This is a genomic window from Mesonia sp. HuA40 (assembly GCF_008017835.1).
Lineage (GTDB): Bacteria > Bacteroidota > Bacteroidia > Flavobacteriales > Flavobacteriaceae > Mesonia.
Genome location: NZ_VRLT01000005.1, coordinates 130939 through 148885 on the forward strand (window position 1 = coordinate 130939; position 17947 = coordinate 148885).

The window sequence follows — 17947 nt, forward strand, 5'->3', positions numbered from 1 at the left end:
GGAAAATAGCTTATTAAATTGTTATAGTGGTAAGTACAAGGAGATGAAAAAAGAAGATATTTTATATAAATGGTTAATGGGCAAAGCACTCACCCAAACACAGCTTCAAGAATTGGAGTCTAAACCCGAATATGAAGAGTATAAAAAAATGCTCGATTATGCTGGTTATTTTAAAGCTCCTGCTTTGTCAAAAAGCAATAGTGCCAGCCTTATAGAAAGAGCAAAAAAACAAAAAAGAAGAAAACGAATACTTAATTGGGTTAGCAGCGCCGCTGCCATTTTGGTAATTGCCTTAGTAGCTTTTTGGTTTACCCAGCAAAATATAGTTTTAATTGATACCGCTAATGCTCAACAAAAAAACTTAGAATTACCCGATGGTTCCTTGGCGAAACTCAATGCTGGAAGTCAAATTAAATACCATTCTAATAAATGGAAAAAAGAACGCCAACTGCAATTAAAAGGAGAAGCTTATTTTGAGGTGAAAAAAGGAGAAAAATTTAGTGTGCAAACACCAATAGGAAAGGTAGAAGTTTTAGGAACCGCTTTTAACGTAAAACAACGTCAAAACTTTTTTAATGTTACGTGTTTCGAAGGGCTTGTTCGGGTTATTAAAGAGCAAGACACCTTAGCGTTACCGGGAGGACAATCGGTAAGTTTCTATAAGAATGAATATACAACCACTCAAATAACCGATGCAGCACCCAGTTGGCTTACAGGACAAAGCAAATTTAAAAGAGTACCATTAACACTAGTAATACAAGAAATTGAACGCCAGTATGACGTTAAAGTACTAATCGAAAACATAGATTTAGAAAAAAATAGTTATTTTACCGGTAGTTTCACCCACAGCAATCTTGATATGGCCTTGAAATCTGTTTGCATACCTTTTGGGCTTACATATCATATTGATGGAAAAACCGTAAACTTAAGTGAACAAAAAAATTAAAGTTCAGCTATTTTTTACTTTTTTGCTTTTTCCTATCCTGCTTTTAGCACAGGTAAAAACTAAGGAGAGCCTTAGTATATTAGATATCATAAAACGATTAGAGCAACAGACATCATTTAAGTTTTCTTACCTTGAAAATGAGTTGGAGCAATTACCACCCTTTACAATTAGTTCAAATTTAACACCTAGGCAAATAATTGCTGATATTGAACGCAATAGCAACCTTGAGTTTGAGTTTTTAAGTGAAGATTTTATAGCGATACGACTTCAAAATCCGCTTGAAGCGGATAAAGTTTTAGATCTCGAAGAAGTTATCATTCAAAATTACCTCAACGAAAGTATTATAAAAAAAGATCAAGGCGTATTTGAAATTAATCTAGACCAGCTACCTACTCTACCAGGCCTTATAGAGCCAGATGCCTTACAAGCTTTACAGGTGTTACCTGGGGTGGAGAGTATTAACGAAAAGGTAAGCGATTTAAATATTCGAGGGGGAACACCCGACCAGAATTTGGTACTCTGGGATGGCATTCGCATGTACCAGTACGGTCATTTTTTCGGACTAATATCGGCCATAAATCCTTATTTTGTAGATGAAGTAGCCTTGATAAAAAATGGTACAGACGCTTCTTACGGAAACAGTGTTTCTGGAGTGATATCTTTACAAACAAGCGATGAGTTGAATAAAAAATTCAATGCAGAAGCAGGAATAAATTATCTTTACGGATTTGGTTTAATTGACACCCCATTAGGCAAGCAATCAAGTTTAAGGCTGGCGGCCAGAAGTTCTATAAACAACTATTTTAGAACACCCACTTACAATCAATACTATAAACAGGCTTTTCAAAACACAATATTAGACCCGCTTGAACAAGAAAGCATTAAGCAGAATGACGAGTTCCATTTTTATGACACCACGCTTCGTTACCTATACCAACCAAATAAAAGAAACAAATTTAAGCTAAGCTTCATTTATTTATCCAACAACTTAAATTATCGTGAGGATTTCCTGCAAGGCAATGAGATTGATCCAAAAACAAGCGGTTTATCACAATACAGTTTAGGATTCGGATTGAATTATGCGCACCATTGGAACAAAAAGATTATCTCAAAGGTACACTATTACTATTCACTATATAATTTAGAAGCTAGTAATGAAGAGCGAAAGGAAGATAGGATTAGCCGTCAAAAAAACAAGGTAAGAGAACATGGTTTTAAAATTGAAAACACATTAAATCTTAATCATTTATCTGACTTACACCTGGGCTTTGAACATATTTTCGCACAGATTGAGAATTTTACCCGCCAAAGCAATCCGCTTGACGGTTTTTTTTCAACTCGATACACGTCAACCCAAGCTGTGTATGGCACCTATTCTTTTAAAAGTTTAGATGATAAAACCTATCTACATATAGGTTCGCGGCTCAATTATTTTTCACAGTTAAACCAATTTTATTTTGAGCCACGTTTTAGCTTAAATCAAAAAATGATTAAGAATCTAGCATTTGAATTTCTTGGAGAGGTAAAAAGCCAGTATCATACTCAAATTAACAGCACCCAAAAAGATTTTTTAGGTATTCAAAACAGTAAATGGCAAGGTGCAAATAACCAAGATATACCTTTAATGCAAAGTATGCAACTCTCTTTGGGATTACATTATACTCAGAATAATTGGCTAGCCAGTATTGAGGGATATGCAAAAAAAGTAAATAATATTACAGTTTCAAGTCAAGGCTTTCAAGACCAATACCAGTATGCGCCCTTCTCTGGCGATTATTATGTTAGAGGAATAGACTTTTTAATCCGTAAAGAGTTTAAAAGTTTTAATTTTTGGGCTGGCTATTCACTTACTAACAATGACTATCGTTTCAACGAGATTAGCCAAAACAGTTTCCCAAGCAATACAGCAATTGCCAATTCTTTAAGTTTCAACACCAGTTATGAACAAAATGGGCTTCAAGTTTCTTTAGGAATAAAGTGGCGTTCAGGAAAAGCTTACACTCCAATAAGCCAAGAAAATTTAACCAATAACTTGTTTTTATATTCTCCTTCAAATAGTGCACAACTACCCAGCTATTTTAGAACAGACTTATCTGCAGGTCAAGAGTTTAAGCTAAACGATGAGGTAAATGCCTATATTGGCTTATCGGTTTGGAATTTATTGAACTCTACCAATATCATCAATGCCTACTATTTACAAGAAAACAATGAGATATTTTTTATTCAACAGGAGGCTTTAAGAATTACACCTAATTTAATTTTTAGAATAAAAATTCATTAAAATGGTACAAACTACATTTGACTAGGAACTTTTATTCCTAACAACTTAAAAGCATTTTTAATCACCTCTCCAGTAAGTTGTGCTAATTGTACTCGTAAAATGCGTTGATCTTCTTGTTCTGCCGCTAGGATAGAAACATTTTGATAAAAAGAATTAAAATCACGCACTAAATCATAAGTATAATTTGCTATAATTGCGGGACTGTATTGTTTTGCTGCGAGTTGTATTGTTTCTGGCCAAGCCAACAAGTGCTTGATTACCGCTTTTTCTTTTTCTTCAAAAGTATAATCCTCTACAGTTTGCGCAAGTAATTTTTCACCTTTCCTTAAAATAGATTGAATACGGGCGTAGGTATATTGAACAAATGGACCGGTATTTCCTTGAAAGTCTACAGACTCTTCTGGATTAAATAAAATACGCTTTCGCGGATCTACTTTTAAGATATAATACTTTAAAGCTCCTAAGCCAATGGTTTGATAAAGTTCTTGTCTCTCTTCTGCAGAAAACCCTTCTAGTTTACCTAAATCGTTTGAAATCTTTTGCGCTGTTTGCGTCATTTCATCCATTAAATCGTCTGCATCAACTACGGTGCCCTCTCTACTTTTCATTTTTCCGCTAGGCAAGTCAACCATACCATAACTTAAATGATACAAGTGCTCTGCCCAAGCATACCCCAATTTTTTAAGAATTAAAAACAGAACCTTAAAATGATAGTCTTGCTCATTACCTACGGTGTAAACCATACCATTAATAGAGTAATCATTTACACGTTGTATAGCGGTACCAATGTCTTGTGTCATGTAAACGGCGGTACCATCTGAGCGAAGGACAATTTTTTCGTCAAGACCTTCATCGGTAAGGTCTATCCACACGCTACCATCAGCTTTCTTATAAAAAACACCTTTTTCAAGACCCTCTTTAACCACTTCTTTCCCTAATAAATAAGTATCGCTTTCATAGTAGTTTTTATCAAAGTTAACTCCTAATCGCTTATACGTTTGTTCAAAACCGTCGTATACCCATTGGTTCATTTTTTTCCATAAAGCCAACACCTCCTTATCACCGGCTTCCCAAGCTTGAAGCATTTTTTTTGCTTCTTTTAATAGAGGGGCTTGCTCTTTAGCTTCTTTTTCATCTAAGCCTTTGGCCATAAGCTCGTTTACTTGAGCTTTATACTCTTGGTCAAATTTCACATAGTAGGCTCCTACTAATTTATCTCCTTTTAGATTAGAACTGCTTGGGGTTTCTCCCGCTCCAAATTTTTGCCAAGCCAACATGCTTTTGCAAATATGTATACCTCGATCATTTATAATTTGAGTCTTATAAACTTGGTTCCCTGCTGCTTTTAAAATTTCGGCCACAGAAAAACCTAAAAGATTATTTCTAACGTGCCCTAAATGCAAAGGTTTATTGGTATTAGGTGAAGAATACTCTACCATAATTCTGGGAGAAGATTCACCTGGTGCAACTAGGCCATATTCTTTTTTTGAGTAAATAGTCTTAAACTGATTTAAAAAATAAGAATCAGAAAATTCAAGGTTTAAAAATCCTTTTACTACATTGAAATCATCAACCTCATCTACATTCCTTTTTAAGAATGCACCTATGTCCTCTCCTAATTTTACTGGGTTGGTCTTAATGTGACGCAACAAAGGAAATACCACTAAGGTTAGATCTCCAGGAAATTCCTTACGTGTTGCTTGAAATTCAAAATCATGTAAATCTACTTGGTACAGTTCTTTTAGTGCTGCACTTATTTTACTCAATAAAAAGTCAGTTTTGAACATAGGTTAAATTTTGTGCAAAGATAAAATTAAAAGGTTTGTTTTAGTTATCTTTAAAATAAAAAATGTTGGTTAATGTCTCTTATAATAAACCAGAGTTAAAACGTAAAATTAATATGCTGGTAGGTGAACCGTTTACTTTAAGAGAACGTTTTAAATTAAAAGGCATCGGATCTGGTAAAATTATTATAAATTCTGCTTGTTTAGCGATTCATAACTTATTGATTCTAGACAATAACCAAAACTGCTGTAATATCGAGTTAAGGCCAAAAGGTATTTTGGTTGGATTTAGGTCTTTGTTAGAGTCTTATGCATTGGTAATACCATATTATAAACTGGTATTGTACAAAGGGAAATCACAAGAATACAGCATACATATGGATCATTATTTTTTAAAGATAAAGGCTGATCGAGATAAAACTCATAAATATATAAAAAAAGTAATGCAACAAAAGGCTTTAGCGTGTTCCTAAAATCATTTACGTTTTCTAAATGAGAAACCAGCCAATAGTAATAATAAACCGGTAAACAGCATTGCCATATTTTGAGGTAAGGGCTGCTCTGTAAAAGGTTGATTGTTATAGACTGGTTGAAACTCAAATATAAGTTTGTAGCTAGCAAGAATAATAATGGTTACTCCAAGAAATAGTAGTACATATTTTAAAGTGTTTTGCATAATGGGTAGCAGTTACTTTTTTACGGATAAATTTACAGAAATAATTGCATAACTTAAGATAAACTAAAATGAAAATATTCTTAACCGGCGCAAATGGATACATAGGAATGCGCCTACTACCCATTTTACTCGCAAAAGGACATGAGGTTATTTGCGCTGTACGGAGTTCCGACAGATTCTCTGTAAGCCCCAGTGTTAAAAGACAAGTGCAAATTGTTGAAATAGATTTTTTAGAAGAACCAGATAAAAATATTTTACCTAATGATATTGATGCAGCCTATTATTTGATACACTCTATGAGTGGCTCTACAAAAGATTTTGATGAGTTAGAAGCCAAAGCTGCGAGAAATTTTAATACACTTTTAGCCCCTTTAAATATTAAGCAAGTAATATATTTAACGGGAATGACCAATGAAAATAAAACTTCTAAACACCTTAGTTCAAGGCAACAAGTAGCTGACATTTTAAAAAAGGGCAATTTTGCCCTTACTTGTCTTCAAGCGGGTATTATAGTAGGATCTGGTAGTGCCTCTTTTGAGATAATTAGAGATTTATGCGAAAAATTGCCGATTATGATTACCCCTAAGTGGGTTAAAACAAAAACACAACCAATAGCCATTCGCAATGTGCTACAATTTCTAGAAAAGTCTTTGGGCCGCAAAGAGACTTATGATGATGCCTTTGATATTGCTGGACCAGATGTCTTAACCTATAAAGATATGATGCTCACCTATTGTCGCATTCGTGGTCTAAAACTTCATATTCTAGACGTTCCATTTATGTCGCCTAGATTATCTTCATACTGGCTGTATTTTGTTACATCCACTTCTTACAATTTGGCGGTAAACCTAGTTGATAGTATGAAAGTAGAAGTGATCTCAAAAGACAATCGGTTAACAAAACTACTAGATATAAAACCGCTTAGTTATGAAGAGGCCATTCGGGCTGCTTTTGATAAAATTGAGCAAAATCAAGTTATCTCAAGCTGGAAAGACTCAAAAGTTAGTAGCCGTTTTACAAAAGTTGATCTCAATCAATTTATACAAGTACCTAAGCATGGATGTTTGGTGGATAAACAAAGCTTAAAAACCGATTCGCCCGAAAAGTCATTGAATAAGATTTGGGAAATTGGCGGAAAAAATGGATGGTATTACGCTAACAATTTATGGAAAATTAGGGGTTTTATTGATAAACTAGTAGGCGGTGTAGGTCTTCGCAGAGGACGAACCAATTACCATGATATTTACACGGGCGATTCATTAGACTTTTGGCGGGTTTTATTTGCCGATTATGAAGAAAAGCGTCTTTTACTTTTTGCCGAAATGAAAATACCAGGCGAGGCTTGGTTAGAGTTTAAAATAGATAAAGACAACATAGTTCACCAGACTGCTACCTTTAGACCCAGGGGTTTATTCGGTAGGTTATACTGGTATAGTATGTTGCCTTTTCATTTTTTTATTTTTGCGGGCATGCTAAAAAAAATTGCGCATGCTTAAATGTCTTTTTTCGGTAAAAAAACTTCAGCCATCATACAACGTGCACTGCCACCACCTAAGGTTTCTATGGTAGAAATATCACTATGTAATATTTCGCAATGAGCAGTTATTTTTTTTATTTGTTCTTCGGTTAGAGCATTATAGGCAGTTGTACTCATAACCAAATATTTTTTACCAAAAGCGCCTTCAACCTGCAACATATTTCCTGCAAAGGCGTGCATTTGCGATTCATTAATGGCTATAATTTCTTTATTATCTTCTTTAAGACTTGAAATTACAAGTTTCCTTTCCTTTTTATCGTCTATCGTATCTAGACAAATAACCGCAAAATCATCGGCCAAGCACATCATGACATTGGTATGGTAAATTAGTTTTCTTTCTTCTTCTACACTTTGGTAGGCATGAAAGATTACAGGGAACAGCTCAAAATCTTCACAAAATTCAATCAACAATTCTTCATTTGCTCGTGGCGATAATGCACAATAAGCTTTGGCGTTTACTCGGTCTATTATTAAGTTTCCTGTGCCTTCTAGAAAGACTCCTTCCTCTTCTGCCTTAGTATAATCAAAAATAGTATTGATTAAAAAACCTTCTTGTTCAAGAATTTCTAAAATATCTTCGCGTCTTTCTCTTCTTCTGTTTTCTGCAAACATTGGGTATAATGCTACATCACCATTTTGATGAAAGGAAATCCAGTTATTAGGGAAAATAGAATCTGGCGTATCGTTTTCTAAAATATCATCAACCACAATAACTTTAACACCTACTTTTCTTAACTTACTTACAAAAGTATCAAATTCAAATTGAGCTTTTTGGGTAATTTCATCATTCGCCGCTGCGGTTCCTTTTTGAAAATAATTATTAACTGCCGTCTCTTCATTCATCCGAAAAGCAACTGGCCTAATCATTAAAATACTATCTGTTATTTGTCTCATAGTTACATTTCTTACATTCCTAAATTCTAGGCATTAGTCTCTAATAAGCGGTAAAGTCGAGCAGCGTAAAAGCCCTTCTTGTTTTGAGATTTCTGCATAAGGCACCTCCTCAACAATAATATTATTTGCACGCAACCACTTATTTAGGCGAGTAAAGTTTTTCTCTGAAATCACCACGTTTTCTGCTATTGAAAAGATATTACTGTTCATTGAATACATTTCATCACTATCTATAAAGAATAAGTTTTCTTTACCATAAAAATCAACTAACCAATCAAATTCATCTTTATTTAAAAAGCCGTTTTCATGGATTATAGCTTTATCTTTACCTACAGGCTGAAAACAGCAATCTAAATGTAATGCATTAAGACGCGGATCTGTACTCGACTTTCTCAAATTAAATGATTTAACTTTTCGGTTAGGAAAAATTTCTTGCATTTTTTCCACAGCCTTCATATTGGTTCTAGCGGTTATGTAATTAGGGTAATCTGCTTCTCTGTAGGTGCCTATAAAAATATAATTTTTTACAGGCATAACATCTCCGCCTTCTATATGACAATCTTCTGGTAAACGGATGACCTTACTAGGATCAATTTGATCTATAACGTGTTGGATAGCTTCTAATTCACGCTCACGATCTGGCAATATATTGGCTTTAACAAAGGTATCATCAATCACAAAACCAATATCACGAGAGAAGATTTGATTGTAATCTGGGATCAATTTTGGTCTAAAAACCTGAACATCATACTTCTTTAAAACTGCATCGACCGCTGCCATTTCTTTGCGCATGTCTTCTTCTAGAGGGTAAGTTCCTGCTTTGATATACTCCGCAGACTTTGGATCATATGCCTCTTCTATAGTTGGTGTTGGACCATTGCTTTCGGCCGTTCCTAGAATAACCGATCGCAAACGCGAAGTTTCATTTTTTATATTCAAATTCAACATTATATTTATCTTTAAATTAAAAAAAAGCTCCATTAAATTATGAAGCTTTTTTATTGATTTTTATTTTAAATCTATCGATTACTCATAGGTTTAAAACTTCTTAAATTTTCACCAGTGTACACCTGTCTAGGTCTACCAATAGGCTCTTTCTTTAAGCGCATTTCTCTCCATTGTGCAATCCAACCTGGTAGTCTACCCAAAGCAAACATCACCGTAAACATTTCTGTAGGAATTCCTAATGCACGATAGATAATTCCTGAATAAAAGTCGACATTTGGATATAGTTTTCTATCTACAAAATAGCTATCTTCTAAAGCTTCTTTTTCTAAACCTTTTGCAATATCCAATACGGGATCTTGCACCCCTAATTTACCTAAAACTTCATCTGCAGATTTTTTAATGATTTTTGCTCGAGGATCAAAGTTTTTGTAAACACGGTGACCAAAGCCCATTAATCTGAAAGGATCATTTTTATCCTTAGCTTTTTTCATGTATTTTTTAGTATCTCCACCATCTTGCTTTATTCCTTCAAGCATCTCAATTACCGCTTGATTTGCCCCTCCGTGAAGTGGGCCCCACAAAGCAGAGATTCCTGCAGAGATAGATGCAAATAATCCTGCATGTGAAGAACCTACGATTCGTACTGTTGACGTTGAGCAATTCTGTTCGTGGTCTGCATGTAAAATCAAAAGCTTATTTAAAGCAGAGGCGACAACTGGATCAATCTCATAATTTTCGCTAGGTTTTTTGAACATCATTTTTAAAATATTCTCTACATAACCTAAGCTACTATCGCCATAATCAAGCGGCTGCCCTTGTCTTTTGCGTAAAGTCCAAGCTACTAAAACAGGGAATTTAGCCAAAAGTTTGATGATGGCGTTGTACATATCTTCTTCGGAGTCGACGTTAACGGCACTTGGATTAAATGCTATCAACGCACTGGTTAATGAAGAAAGAACTCCCATAGGATGCGCTGATTTTGGAAAACCATCTAAGATTTTCTTCATTTCTTCATCTACATTAGACTCGCGTTTAATGTCTGCGTATAATTTATCTAATTGTTCTTGAGTTGGAAGCTCTCCAAAAATTAACAAGTACGCTACTTCAAGGAAACTAGCATTATCGGCTAATTCTTCGATGGCATACCCTCTATAACGCAAAATCCCTTCTTCTCCATTCAGAAAAGTAATTGCACTTTCACATGATCCTGTATTTTTATATCCCGGATCTAAAGTTATTAACCCACCAGTATCTCCTCTTAAGGATTTGATTTGAATAGCAACCTCATTCTCGGTTCCTACTACTATTGGAAATTCATATTTTTTTCCATCAAATTCTATCGTAGCTTTTTTTGACATATTGTAACTATATTATTTTTAATTTTTCTGCTGCTAATTTACAAAAAATACTAGAAATTTTTTGTGTATAGCCTTCAAAAATTAGAGCTTTTTCGTAAAGGTTTGGTTAATATATTCTTAAAAAAAAGCAACCTAACAAAAATTTAAGTTAGGTTGCTTTCATAAATTCAAAATTTATTAATCCAGTATCTTATATTTTTATTTTAAAGGCTTTTTCTTGTAAATAAACAGCTGTCTCGCCTAGTTGCTCTTCTATGCGTAACAATTGATTGTATTTGGCCATTCTGTCGCTTCTAGATGCCGAACCTGTTTTAATTTGCCCCGTATTTAGAGCCACGGCCAAATCTGCAATAGTAGCGTCTTCGGTTTCACCAGATCTATGCGACATTACTGCTGTATACCCTGCTCGATGAGCCATATTAACGGCAGCAATGGTCTCACTTAAGGTACCAATTTGATTCACTTTGATTAGAATAGAGTTGGCTATTCCTTCAGATATACCTTTATTTAATCGTCTAACGTTGGTTACAAATAAATCGTCTCCCACCAATTGTACTTTGTCACCTACCAATTGAGTTAGTTCTTTCCAACCTTCCCAATCGTTCTCATCCATTCCATCTTCTATTGAGATGATTGGATATTGCTCACATAATTTTGCTAGGTACGCTGCTTGCTCCTTTGAATTTCTAACTTGCCCTTGATCTCCTTCAAATTTTTTATAGTTGTATACACCGTCTTCATAAAATTCCGCGGCAGCGCAATCTAAAGCAAGCATAATGTCTTTTCCGAAGCTATAACCAGCATTTTCAATAGCTTTTTTTACACTTTCCAGCGCATCTTCTGTTCCTTTTAAACTAGGAGCAAAACCTCCTTCATCTCCCACTGCAGTACTTAAATCTCTGTCGTGCAGTACTTTTTTTAAATGATGAAATATTTCTGAACCCATTTGAAGTGCTTCGGTAAAATTTTGGGCTTTCACCGGCATAATCATAAATTCTTGAAAGGCAATTGGAGCATCTGAGTGTGAACCTCCATTAATAATATTCATCATAGGAATAGGCAAAGTTTTTGCACTCACACCTCCTACATAACGATATAAAGGCATACCCATTTCATTGGCTGCGGCGTGGGCTACTGCCAATGAAACACCCAGTATGGCGTTAGCTCCTAGTTTGGCTTTATTTGGGGTCCCGTCTAAGTCGATTAAAAATTGATCTATTGCTTCCTGCTCAAATACAGAAAACCCCATTAAAGCTTCTGCAATAATAGTATTTACATTATTTACGGCGGTTAATACGCCTTTACCCATATAGGCTCTTTCATTATCACGCAATTCTACGGCCTCGTGTTCTCCCGTAGAAGCTCCTGAAGGTACGGCTGCACGGCCCATAAAACCATTTTCTGTAAAAACATCTACTTCTACAGTAGGGTTTCCTCTTGAATCAAAAATTTGGCGCGCTTTTATATCAATTATGATACTCATTTTTCTAGTTTTTAATAATAGTGATGTAAAGATAACAAAAGCTTAGCTTTTAACTTTTTTTATATTTTCTAAAAATTGATCAAATAAATACAGAGAATCATTTGGTCCGGGACTTGCTTCTGGATGATATTGAACACTAAAACAGTTTTTATCTTTCACTTTTAGTCCTGCAACCGTATTGTCGTTTAAATGTACATGGGTGATTTCTAAACTTTGGTTTTTTTCAAGAGCCTCGCGACTAACCGCAAAACCGTGATTTTGAGAAGTAATTTCACCACAATTTGTACTTAAATTAAGTACCGGGTGGTTGATGCCGCGATGACCATTATGCATCTTAAAGGTATTCACTCCATGAGCTAATGCGATAATTTGATGACCTAAGCAAATTCCAAATGTAGGCTTGTTACTAGATATAATTTTTTTTGCCGTTTCAATTACCGACACCAAAGGTTCTGGATCACCGGGACCATTAGATAAAAAGAATCCGTCTGGTTCAAACTCATTTAATTCTTCAAAACTTGTATTGTAAGGAAAGACCTTTATAAAACAGTTTCTTGCACTTAAATTTCTTAAAATATTCTTCTTGACCCCTAAATCTAAAGCTGCTACTCTAATCATTGCATCAGAATTACCGATGGTATAGGCTTTTTGAGTTGAAACTTTTGACGCCAATTCCAAGCCTTTCATACTAGGTTGGGCGGCCAACTTTTCTTTAACCTCCTCAAGATTATCGATTTCTGTAGTGATAACGGCATTCATTGCCCCATTATCGCGAATATAACTTACCAGAGCGCGTGTATCAACATCGGATATTCCCAGAAGTTCGTGTTGTTGCATAAACTCTTCGAGAGGAAAATCTGCCTTGGGTCTAGAATAATTATAACTAAAATTTTTACATACCAAGCCTGCTATTTTAATACTATCTGACTCAACTTCCTCGGTAGAAGCCCCGTAATTACCAATGTGAGCATTGGTAGTTACCATGATTTGCCCAAAATAACTAGGGTCGGTAAAAATCTCTTGATAACCGGTCATACCAGTATTAAAACAGACCTCACCGAAAGAGGTGCCACTTAAATTTCCAATAGCCTTACCCCAAAACTTTGTGCCATCTTCTAAGAGAAGAAGTGCTTTTTTTCTTTTCTGATATATCATTGTGTTGTGTTTAAGTAAAAAAAGGTTAAAAAAAAAGGATAAACTTAAGACAGTTTATCCTTTTAATATTATAGCTTATAATACATCATGTTCTTATTCCTCTTCATTGGTTGAAGATTCTTCTTGTTTACTAGCTGTTTCAGAGCCTGATGTATTTTTACCTCCACGTCTACTTCGACGAGTTGATTTCTTCTTAGTTGACCCGTTAGCGTTGTAAAGCTCATTAAAATCTACAAGCTCTATCATGGCCATATCTGCATTATCACCAAGACGGTTACCTAGTTTGATAATTCTTGTGTATCCTCCTGGTCTATCGCCAACTTTTGGTGCTACCTCCCTAAATAATTCAGAAACTGCATATTTATCACGCAATTTAGAAAAAACAATTCTTCTGTTGTGAGTTGTATCTTCTTTAGATTTGGTAACCAAAGGCTCGATAAACTGTTTAAGGGCTTTGGCCTTTGCTGTTGTGGTATTTATTCTTTTATGCTCGATTAAAGAGCTAGCCATATTGGCAAGCATTGCTTTACGGTGAGCAGTCTTTCTTCCTAAATGATTAATTTTCTTTCCGTGTCTCATAGTTCTATGAAATTAGAAATATAGCTGAACTATACTTTCTATTTTAGTCTTTATCTAATTTATATTTTGAAAGATCCATCCCAAAAGTAAGTCCTTTCACACTTACCAATTCTTCTAACTCTGTTAAAGACTTTTTACCAAAGTTACGGAACTTCATTAGATCGTTTTTATTATAGGTTACCAAATCTCCTAAGGTATCTACCTCTGCCGCTTTTAAACAGTTTAGGGCACGCACTGATAAATCTAAATCAACCAATTTGGTTTTAAGCAATTGGCGCATATGCAATGATTCTTCATCATAAGTTTCGGTTTGTGCAATCTCATCGGCCTCGAGCGTAATTCTCTCATCAGAGAACAACATAAAGTGATGAATTAAGATTTTAGCCGCTTCAGTTAACGCATCCTTAGGGTGTATTGAACCGTCGGTTACAATTTCAAAAACCAGTTTTTCATAATCTGTCTTTTGTTCAACACGATAGTTTTCAATACTATATTTTACGTTTTTTATAGGTGTGTAAATAGAATCCGTAAAGATATTACCTAAAGCTGCATTACTTTTTTTATTTTCTTCGGCGGGCACATAACCTCTTCCTTTATCAATGGTAAGCTCAATATTAAGGCTTACATTCTTCTCCATATTACAAATTACTAAATCTGGGTTTAGTACTTGAAAACCTGAGATGAATTTTTGAAAGTCACCTGCCTTAAGTTGATCTTTTCCACTTAGAGAAATAGTGACTGTTTCGTTATCGATATCTTCGATTTGTTTTTTAAACCTAACTTGCTTTAGGTTTAAAATAATCTCTGTTACATCTTCAACGACTCCTGCAATGGTAGAGAATTCGTGATCTACTCCCTCAATACGCACAGAAGTAATTGCAAAACCTTCTAGAGAAGATAACAGCACTCTTCTTAAAGCGTTACCCACGGTAAGACCATAACCTGGTTCGAGCGGTCGAAATTCGAATTTCCCCTCAAACTCAGTAGAGTCTATCATGATAACTTTATCGGGCTTTTGAAAATTTAGTATTGCCATATTATGAGTTCTGTCTATTAATTATTTAGAATATAACTCGACGATTAATTGCTCGTTGATGTTTTCTGGTATTTGAATTCTAGATGGAACAGATACAAAAGTTCCTTGCTTTTGCTCTGCATTCCAAGAAATCCACTCATACACAGCATTTGCATTATCTAGAGATTGTACAATAGCCGTTAATGATTTTGATTTTTCTCTTACCCCTACTACATCTCCAGCTTTTAATTGGTAAGAAGGAATGTTTACGATATTACCATTTACGGTAATATGTCTGTGTGAAACTAATTGTCTAGCACCGCTTCTAGAAGGAGAGATTCCCATTCTGTAAACAACGTTATCTAATCTAGACTCGCAGTATTGCAACAAAACCTCACCAGTAATTCCCGGTGCACTTGTTGCTTTCTTAAACATATTTCTGAATTGACGCTCTAGGATACCATAAGTATACTTCGCTTTTTGCTTTTCCATTAACTGAATTGCATACTCAGATTTTTTTCCACGGCGTCTATTATTACCGTGTTGACCTGGAGGATAGTTTCTTTTTTCAAAAGATTTATCATCTCCAAAAATAGCCTCTCCAAATTTACGTGCTATTTTCGTTTTAGGACCAGTATATCTTGCCATTAAATTTGATTTATAAAAAACAGGTTATGAATTAAGGTCTAAAGTTTAATCCTTCGATAACCTTACTGTTTTTTTTTAATTAATACTTTTATTAAACTCTTCTTCTTTTAGGAGGACGACAACCGTTGTGCGGTATAGGCGTAACATCGATTATTTCGGTTACTTCAACCCCTGAATTATGAATAGAACGTATTGCAGATTCTCTTCCGTTTCCAGGACCTTTAACATACACCTTCACCTTACGCAAACCTGCTTCGTGTGCCACTTTACTAGCATCTTCGGCAGCCATTTGTGCAGCATAAGGAGTATTTTTCTTACTTCCTCTAAAGCCCATTTTTCCGGCAGACGACCAAGAAATAACATCACCATTCTTGTTACACAAAGAAACAATGATATTGTTAAATGAAGCCGTAACATGTGCCTCTCCAAAAGACTCAACTACAACTTTACGTTTTTTTGAGGTTGACTTAGATTTTGCTTTTGCCATGTTTACTTATTATTTAGTTACCTTTTTCTTATTAGCAACTGTTTTTCTCTTTCCTTTTCTGGTTCTAGAATTATTCTTAGTACGCTGTCCTCTTAATGGCAAGCCCACTCTATGTCTAATTCCGCGGTAGCAACCGATGTCCATTAATCGCTTAATGTTCAATTGAACCTCAGAACGAAGTTCACCTTCGATAGTATATTTACCTACTTCTTGACGAATTCTACCTATCTCATCATCAGACCAGTCGGTAACTTTAGTACTCTCATCTACTTGGGCATCTTTAAGGATCATTTGAGCCCTACTTTTGCCTATTCCGAAGATATAGGTCAACGCTATAACTCCTCGCTTTTGTTTTGGTATATCAACACCTGCTATTCTTGCCATAATTAGCCTTGTCTTTGTTTAAATCTAGGATTCTTTTTGTTAATTACATAAAGTCTACCTTTTCTGCGTACAATTTTGCAGTCGGCGCTTCTTTTCTTTACGGATGCTCTTACTTTCATCTTACTTAGTTTTTGTCCTTTTATATGGCTTCTAATTTTTCAGCACGCAAAAGTACTAATTTTTTTTCAAAAACCATAATTTTAGATTTTTAGTATCTATATGTTATTCGAGCCTTAGTTAGATCGTAAGGACTCATTTCTAATTTTACCTTATCTCCAGGCAATAATTTTATATAATGCATGCGCATTTTGCCTGAGATGTGTGCAGTAACAATGTGTCCATTTTCTAGCTCTACACGAAACATTGCATTAGACAATGCTTCTACAATTGTTCCGTCTTGTTCTATTGCTGGTTGTTTTGCCATAATTAAGCTATTGCTTTTCTGTTTTTACCTGATTTCATTAAGCCATCATAATGTCTATTCAATAAATATGAGTTTACTTGCTGTATAGTATCAATAGCCACCCCTACCATAATCAATAAAGAAGTACCACCAAAAAATAAGGCCCAACCCTGCTGTACACCAAAGCTAACTACAATGGCCGGAAAAATGGCAATTAAAGCCAAAAATACAGAACCAGGAAGGGTGATTTGCGACATTATACGATCTAAATACTCGGCAGTTTCAGTTCCAGGACGAATCCCAGGGATGAACCCTCCGCTTCTCTTAAGATCATCAGCCATTTTATTGGTAGGCACTGTAATTGCGGTATAAAAGTATGTAAATACAATAATCAATAAAGCAAAAACTAAGTTATACCAGAAGCCAAAGATATTTTGAAAAGCCGAGGTTATACCTTGAGCTGTTTCTGAATCTGAAAGTCCAGCAACAGCTGCAGGTATAAACATAATGGCTTGTGCAAAAATGATAGGCATTACTCCAGAAGCATTTAACTTTAGGGGTATAAACTGTCTAGCACCTCCAAATATATTTTTCTCGTAGCCACCTGTGGCATTTCTACGTGCGTACTGCACAGGAATTTGACGAACGGCCATCACCAACATAACCGATGCAAAAATAATCGCAAACCAAATAGCTAATTCGATTAAAATCATAATCAAACCACCATTACTTTCGGCAACACGCGATTGTATTTCTTGCAAAAATGATTGTGGAAGTGTAGCAATGATTCCCACCATAATTAATAAGGATATTCCGTTACCAATACCTTTATCGGTAATTCGTTCACCTAACCACATTGCAAAAATACATCCTGTTGTTAAAATAATAACCGATGAAACTATAAAGGTAAAAGAGTCTCCTAACAAAAATGCACTATCTGGTAGTGTTGCATAAAGATTATAAATGTACCCCGGCCCCTGTACTAAAGTAATAGCAATGGTAAGCCAACGGGTAATTTGATTAATCTTCTTACGTCCACTTTCGCCTTCCTTTTGCAGTTTCTGCAAGTAAGGAACGGCAATCCCCATCAATTGCACTACAATCGATGCAGATATATAAGGCATAATTCCTAATGCAAAAATAGATGCATTTGAAAATGCCCCACCTGTAAATGCATTAAGTAAACCCAGCAAACCTCCATCGGTTTGGTTTGCAAGATCTGTTAGTTGGGAGGCGTCTATTCCTGGAAGAACAACTTGTGCTCCAAAACGATAAACAAGTAAAAGCCCAAGAGTAACCAAAATTCGGTTTTTGAGCTCTTCAATTTTCCAGATGTTTTTTATAGTTTCAAAAAATTTCATTGTTTCTC

General features: G+C 35.2%; 19 protein-coding genes. 4 read left to right on the top strand and 15 right to left on the bottom strand.

What is annotated here, in order from left to right; translation table 11 throughout:
- The first annotated feature begins 43 nt into the window (after nt 1–43).
- Both FT993_RS00775 and FT993_RS00780 read left to right on the top strand, forming a co-directional pair.
- Nucleotides 44–946 carry a FecR family protein gene (locus tag FT993_RS00775; protein ID WP_147860633.1) on the top strand — a complete coding sequence of 301 codons (903 nt, stop codon included), beginning with the start codon at nt 44–46 and terminating at the stop codon, nt 944–946.
- A complete protein-coding gene (locus FT993_RS00780; RefSeq protein WP_147860634.1) occupies nt 930–3227 on the top strand; it encodes a TonB-dependent siderophore receptor in 2298 nt (765 codons plus the stop codon). Before FT993_RS00775 ends, FT993_RS00780 begins: the two co-directional genes overlap by 17 nt.
- 11 nt (nt 3228–3238) lie before the next feature.
- Here FT993_RS00780 and argS read toward each other — a convergent pair whose 3' ends face one another.
- Entirely contained in the window at nt 3239–5014 is a 1776-nt protein-coding gene (gene argS, locus FT993_RS00785) for an arginine--tRNA ligase (protein ID WP_147860635.1), read from the bottom strand.
- A gap of 62 nt (nt 5015–5076) precedes the next feature.
- Here argS and FT993_RS00790 point away from each other — a divergent pair, with 62 nt between their 5' ends.
- On the top strand, nt 5077–5484 hold the full coding sequence (locus FT993_RS00790) for a hypothetical protein (protein WP_147860636.1): 408 nt from the start codon (nt 5077–5079) through the stop codon (nt 5482–5484).
- Between the two features lie 2 nt (nt 5485–5486).
- Here FT993_RS00790 and FT993_RS00795 read toward each other — a convergent pair whose 3' ends face one another.
- The gene (locus FT993_RS00795) at nt 5487–5687 is read right to left on the bottom strand and encodes a hypothetical protein (RefSeq protein ID WP_147860637.1); all 201 of its coding nucleotides are present in this window, start codon (nt 5685–5687) and stop codon (nt 5487–5489) included.
- A 68-nt stretch (nt 5688–5755) separates the two neighbouring features.
- Between FT993_RS00795 and FT993_RS00800 the strand changes: the two genes are divergently transcribed.
- Nucleotides 5756–7183, top strand: a complete 1428-nt coding sequence (locus tag FT993_RS00800) for an SDR family oxidoreductase (RefSeq protein WP_147860638.1) — start codon at nt 5756–5758, stop codon at nt 7181–7183.
- On the opposite strand, the gene ctlX is transcribed toward FT993_RS00800, so the two are convergent.
- The 13 genes from ctlX to secY form a co-directional block, all read right to left on the bottom strand.
- On the bottom strand, nt 7180–8118 hold the full coding sequence (gene ctlX / locus FT993_RS00805) for a citrulline utilization hydrolase CtlX (protein WP_147860639.1): 939 nt from the start codon (nt 8116–8118) through the stop codon (nt 7180–7182). The two genes, FT993_RS00800 and ctlX, sit on opposite strands and share 4 nt — an antisense overlap.
- A gap of 33 nt (nt 8119–8151) precedes the next feature.
- Nucleotides 8152–9066, bottom strand: coding sequence for a dimethylarginine dimethylaminohydrolase family protein (locus FT993_RS00810; RefSeq protein ID WP_147860640.1), 915 nt, complete (start codon nt 9064–9066; stop codon nt 8152–8154).
- 71 nt (nt 9067–9137) lie between these two features.
- Nucleotides 9138–10424: a citrate synthase gene (locus tag FT993_RS00815; protein WP_147860641.1), complete on the bottom strand. Its 1287-nt coding sequence runs from the start codon at nt 10422–10424 to the stop codon at nt 9138–9140.
- 190 nt (nt 10425–10614) lie between these two features.
- Nucleotides 10615–11907 carry a phosphopyruvate hydratase gene (gene eno, locus FT993_RS00820; protein ID WP_147860642.1) on the bottom strand — a complete coding sequence of 431 codons (1293 nt, stop codon included), beginning with the start codon at nt 11905–11907 and terminating at the stop codon, nt 10615–10617.
- 42 nt (nt 11908–11949) lie between these two features.
- Nucleotides 11950–13062: a glutamine-hydrolyzing carbamoyl-phosphate synthase small subunit gene (gene carA / locus FT993_RS00825; protein WP_147860643.1), complete on the bottom strand. Its 1113-nt coding sequence runs from the start codon at nt 13060–13062 to the stop codon at nt 11950–11952.
- A gap of 93 nt (nt 13063–13155) precedes the next feature.
- Complete coding sequence (gene rplQ / locus FT993_RS00830) at nt 13156–13641, bottom strand: 50S ribosomal protein L17 (RefSeq protein WP_147860644.1); 486 nt, start codon at nt 13639–13641, stop codon at nt 13156–13158.
- Between the two features lie 43 nt (nt 13642–13684).
- A complete protein-coding gene (locus tag FT993_RS00835; RefSeq protein WP_147860645.1) occupies nt 13685–14677 on the bottom strand; it encodes a DNA-directed RNA polymerase subunit alpha in 993 nt (330 codons plus the stop codon).
- Between the two features lie 21 nt (nt 14678–14698).
- A complete protein-coding gene (rpsD, locus tag FT993_RS00840) occupies nt 14699–15304 on the bottom strand; it encodes a 30S ribosomal protein S4 (RefSeq protein ID WP_147860646.1) in 606 nt (201 codons plus the stop codon).
- A gap of 91 nt (nt 15305–15395) precedes the next feature.
- Nucleotides 15396–15791, bottom strand: a complete 396-nt coding sequence (gene rpsK, locus FT993_RS00845) for a 30S ribosomal protein S11 (protein ID WP_147860647.1) — start codon at nt 15789–15791, stop codon at nt 15396–15398.
- A 9-nt stretch (nt 15792–15800) separates the two neighbouring features.
- Nucleotides 15801–16175, bottom strand: a complete 375-nt coding sequence (rpsM, locus tag FT993_RS00850) for a 30S ribosomal protein S13 (protein WP_147860648.1) — start codon at nt 16173–16175, stop codon at nt 15801–15803.
- A 2-nt stretch (nt 16176–16177) separates the two neighbouring features.
- Entirely contained in the window at nt 16178–16294 is a 117-nt protein-coding gene (gene ykgO / locus FT993_RS00855; RefSeq protein ID WP_013305171.1) for a type B 50S ribosomal protein L36, read from the bottom strand.
- Between the two features lie 89 nt (nt 16295–16383).
- The gene (infA, locus tag FT993_RS00860) at nt 16384–16599 is read right to left on the bottom strand and encodes a translation initiation factor IF-1 (protein WP_034259287.1); all 216 of its coding nucleotides are present in this window, start codon (nt 16597–16599) and stop codon (nt 16384–16386) included.
- Nucleotides 16600–16601: 2 nt separating this feature from the next.
- The gene (gene secY / locus FT993_RS00865) at nt 16602–17939 is read right to left on the bottom strand and encodes a preprotein translocase subunit SecY (RefSeq protein ID WP_147860649.1); all 1338 of its coding nucleotides are present in this window, start codon (nt 17937–17939) and stop codon (nt 16602–16604) included.
- Nucleotides 17940–17947: the final 8 nt, after the last annotated feature.

Coding starts and splice junctions, on each gene's coding strand:
- argS (WP_147860635.1), bottom strand. CDS start 5,014: ATGTTCAAAACTGACTTTTTATTGAGTAAAATAAGTGCAGCACTAAAA.
- FT993_RS00815 (WP_147860641.1), bottom strand. CDS start 10,424: ATGTCAAAAAAAGCTACGATAGAATTTGATGGAAAAAAATATGAATTT.
- ykgO (WP_013305171.1), bottom strand. CDS start 16,294: ATGAAAGTAAGAGCATCCGTAAAGAAAAGAAGCGCCGACTGCAAAATT.
- rpsM (WP_147860648.1), bottom strand. CDS start 16,175: ATGGCAAGAATAGCAGGTGTTGATATACCAAAACAAAAGCGAGGAGTT.
- FT993_RS00835 (WP_147860645.1), bottom strand. CDS start 14,677: ATGGCAATACTAAATTTTCAAAAGCCCGATAAAGTTATCATGATAGAC.
- FT993_RS00790 (WP_147860636.1), top strand. CDS start 5,077: ATGTTGGTTAATGTCTCTTATAATAAACCAGAGTTAAAACGTAAAATT.
- infA (WP_034259287.1), bottom strand. CDS start 16,599: ATGGCAAAACAACCAGCAATAGAACAAGACGGAACAATTGTAGAAGCA.
- ctlX (WP_147860639.1), bottom strand. CDS start 8,118: ATGAGACAAATAACAGATAGTATTTTAATGATTAGGCCAGTTGCTTTT.
- rplQ (WP_147860644.1), bottom strand. CDS start 13,641: ATGAGACACGGAAAGAAAATTAATCATTTAGGAAGAAAGACTGCTCAC.
- FT993_RS00775 (WP_147860633.1), top strand. CDS start 44: ATGAAAAAAGAAGATATTTTATATAAATGGTTAATGGGCAAAGCACTC.
- carA (WP_147860643.1), bottom strand. CDS start 13,062: ATGATATATCAGAAAAGAAAAAAAGCACTTCTTCTCTTAGAAGATGGC.
- rpsK (WP_147860647.1), bottom strand. CDS start 15,791: ATGGCAAAAGCAAAATCTAAGTCAACCTCAAAAAAACGTAAAGTTGTA.
- FT993_RS00795 (WP_147860637.1), bottom strand. CDS start 5,687: ATGCAAAACACTTTAAAATATGTACTACTATTTCTTGGAGTAACCATT.
- secY (WP_147860649.1), bottom strand. CDS start 17,939: ATGAAATTTTTTGAAACTATAAAAAACATCTGGAAAATTGAAGAGCTC.
- FT993_RS00800 (WP_147860638.1), top strand. CDS start 5,756: ATGAAAATATTCTTAACCGGCGCAAATGGATACATAGGAATGCGCCTA.
- FT993_RS00810 (WP_147860640.1), bottom strand. CDS start 9,066: ATGTTGAATTTGAATATAAAAAATGAAACTTCGCGTTTGCGATCGGTT.
- rpsD (WP_147860646.1), bottom strand. CDS start 15,304: ATGGCAAGATATACTGGTCCTAAAACGAAAATAGCACGTAAATTTGGA.
- eno (WP_147860642.1), bottom strand. CDS start 11,907: ATGAGTATCATAATTGATATAAAAGCGCGCCAAATTTTTGATTCAAGA.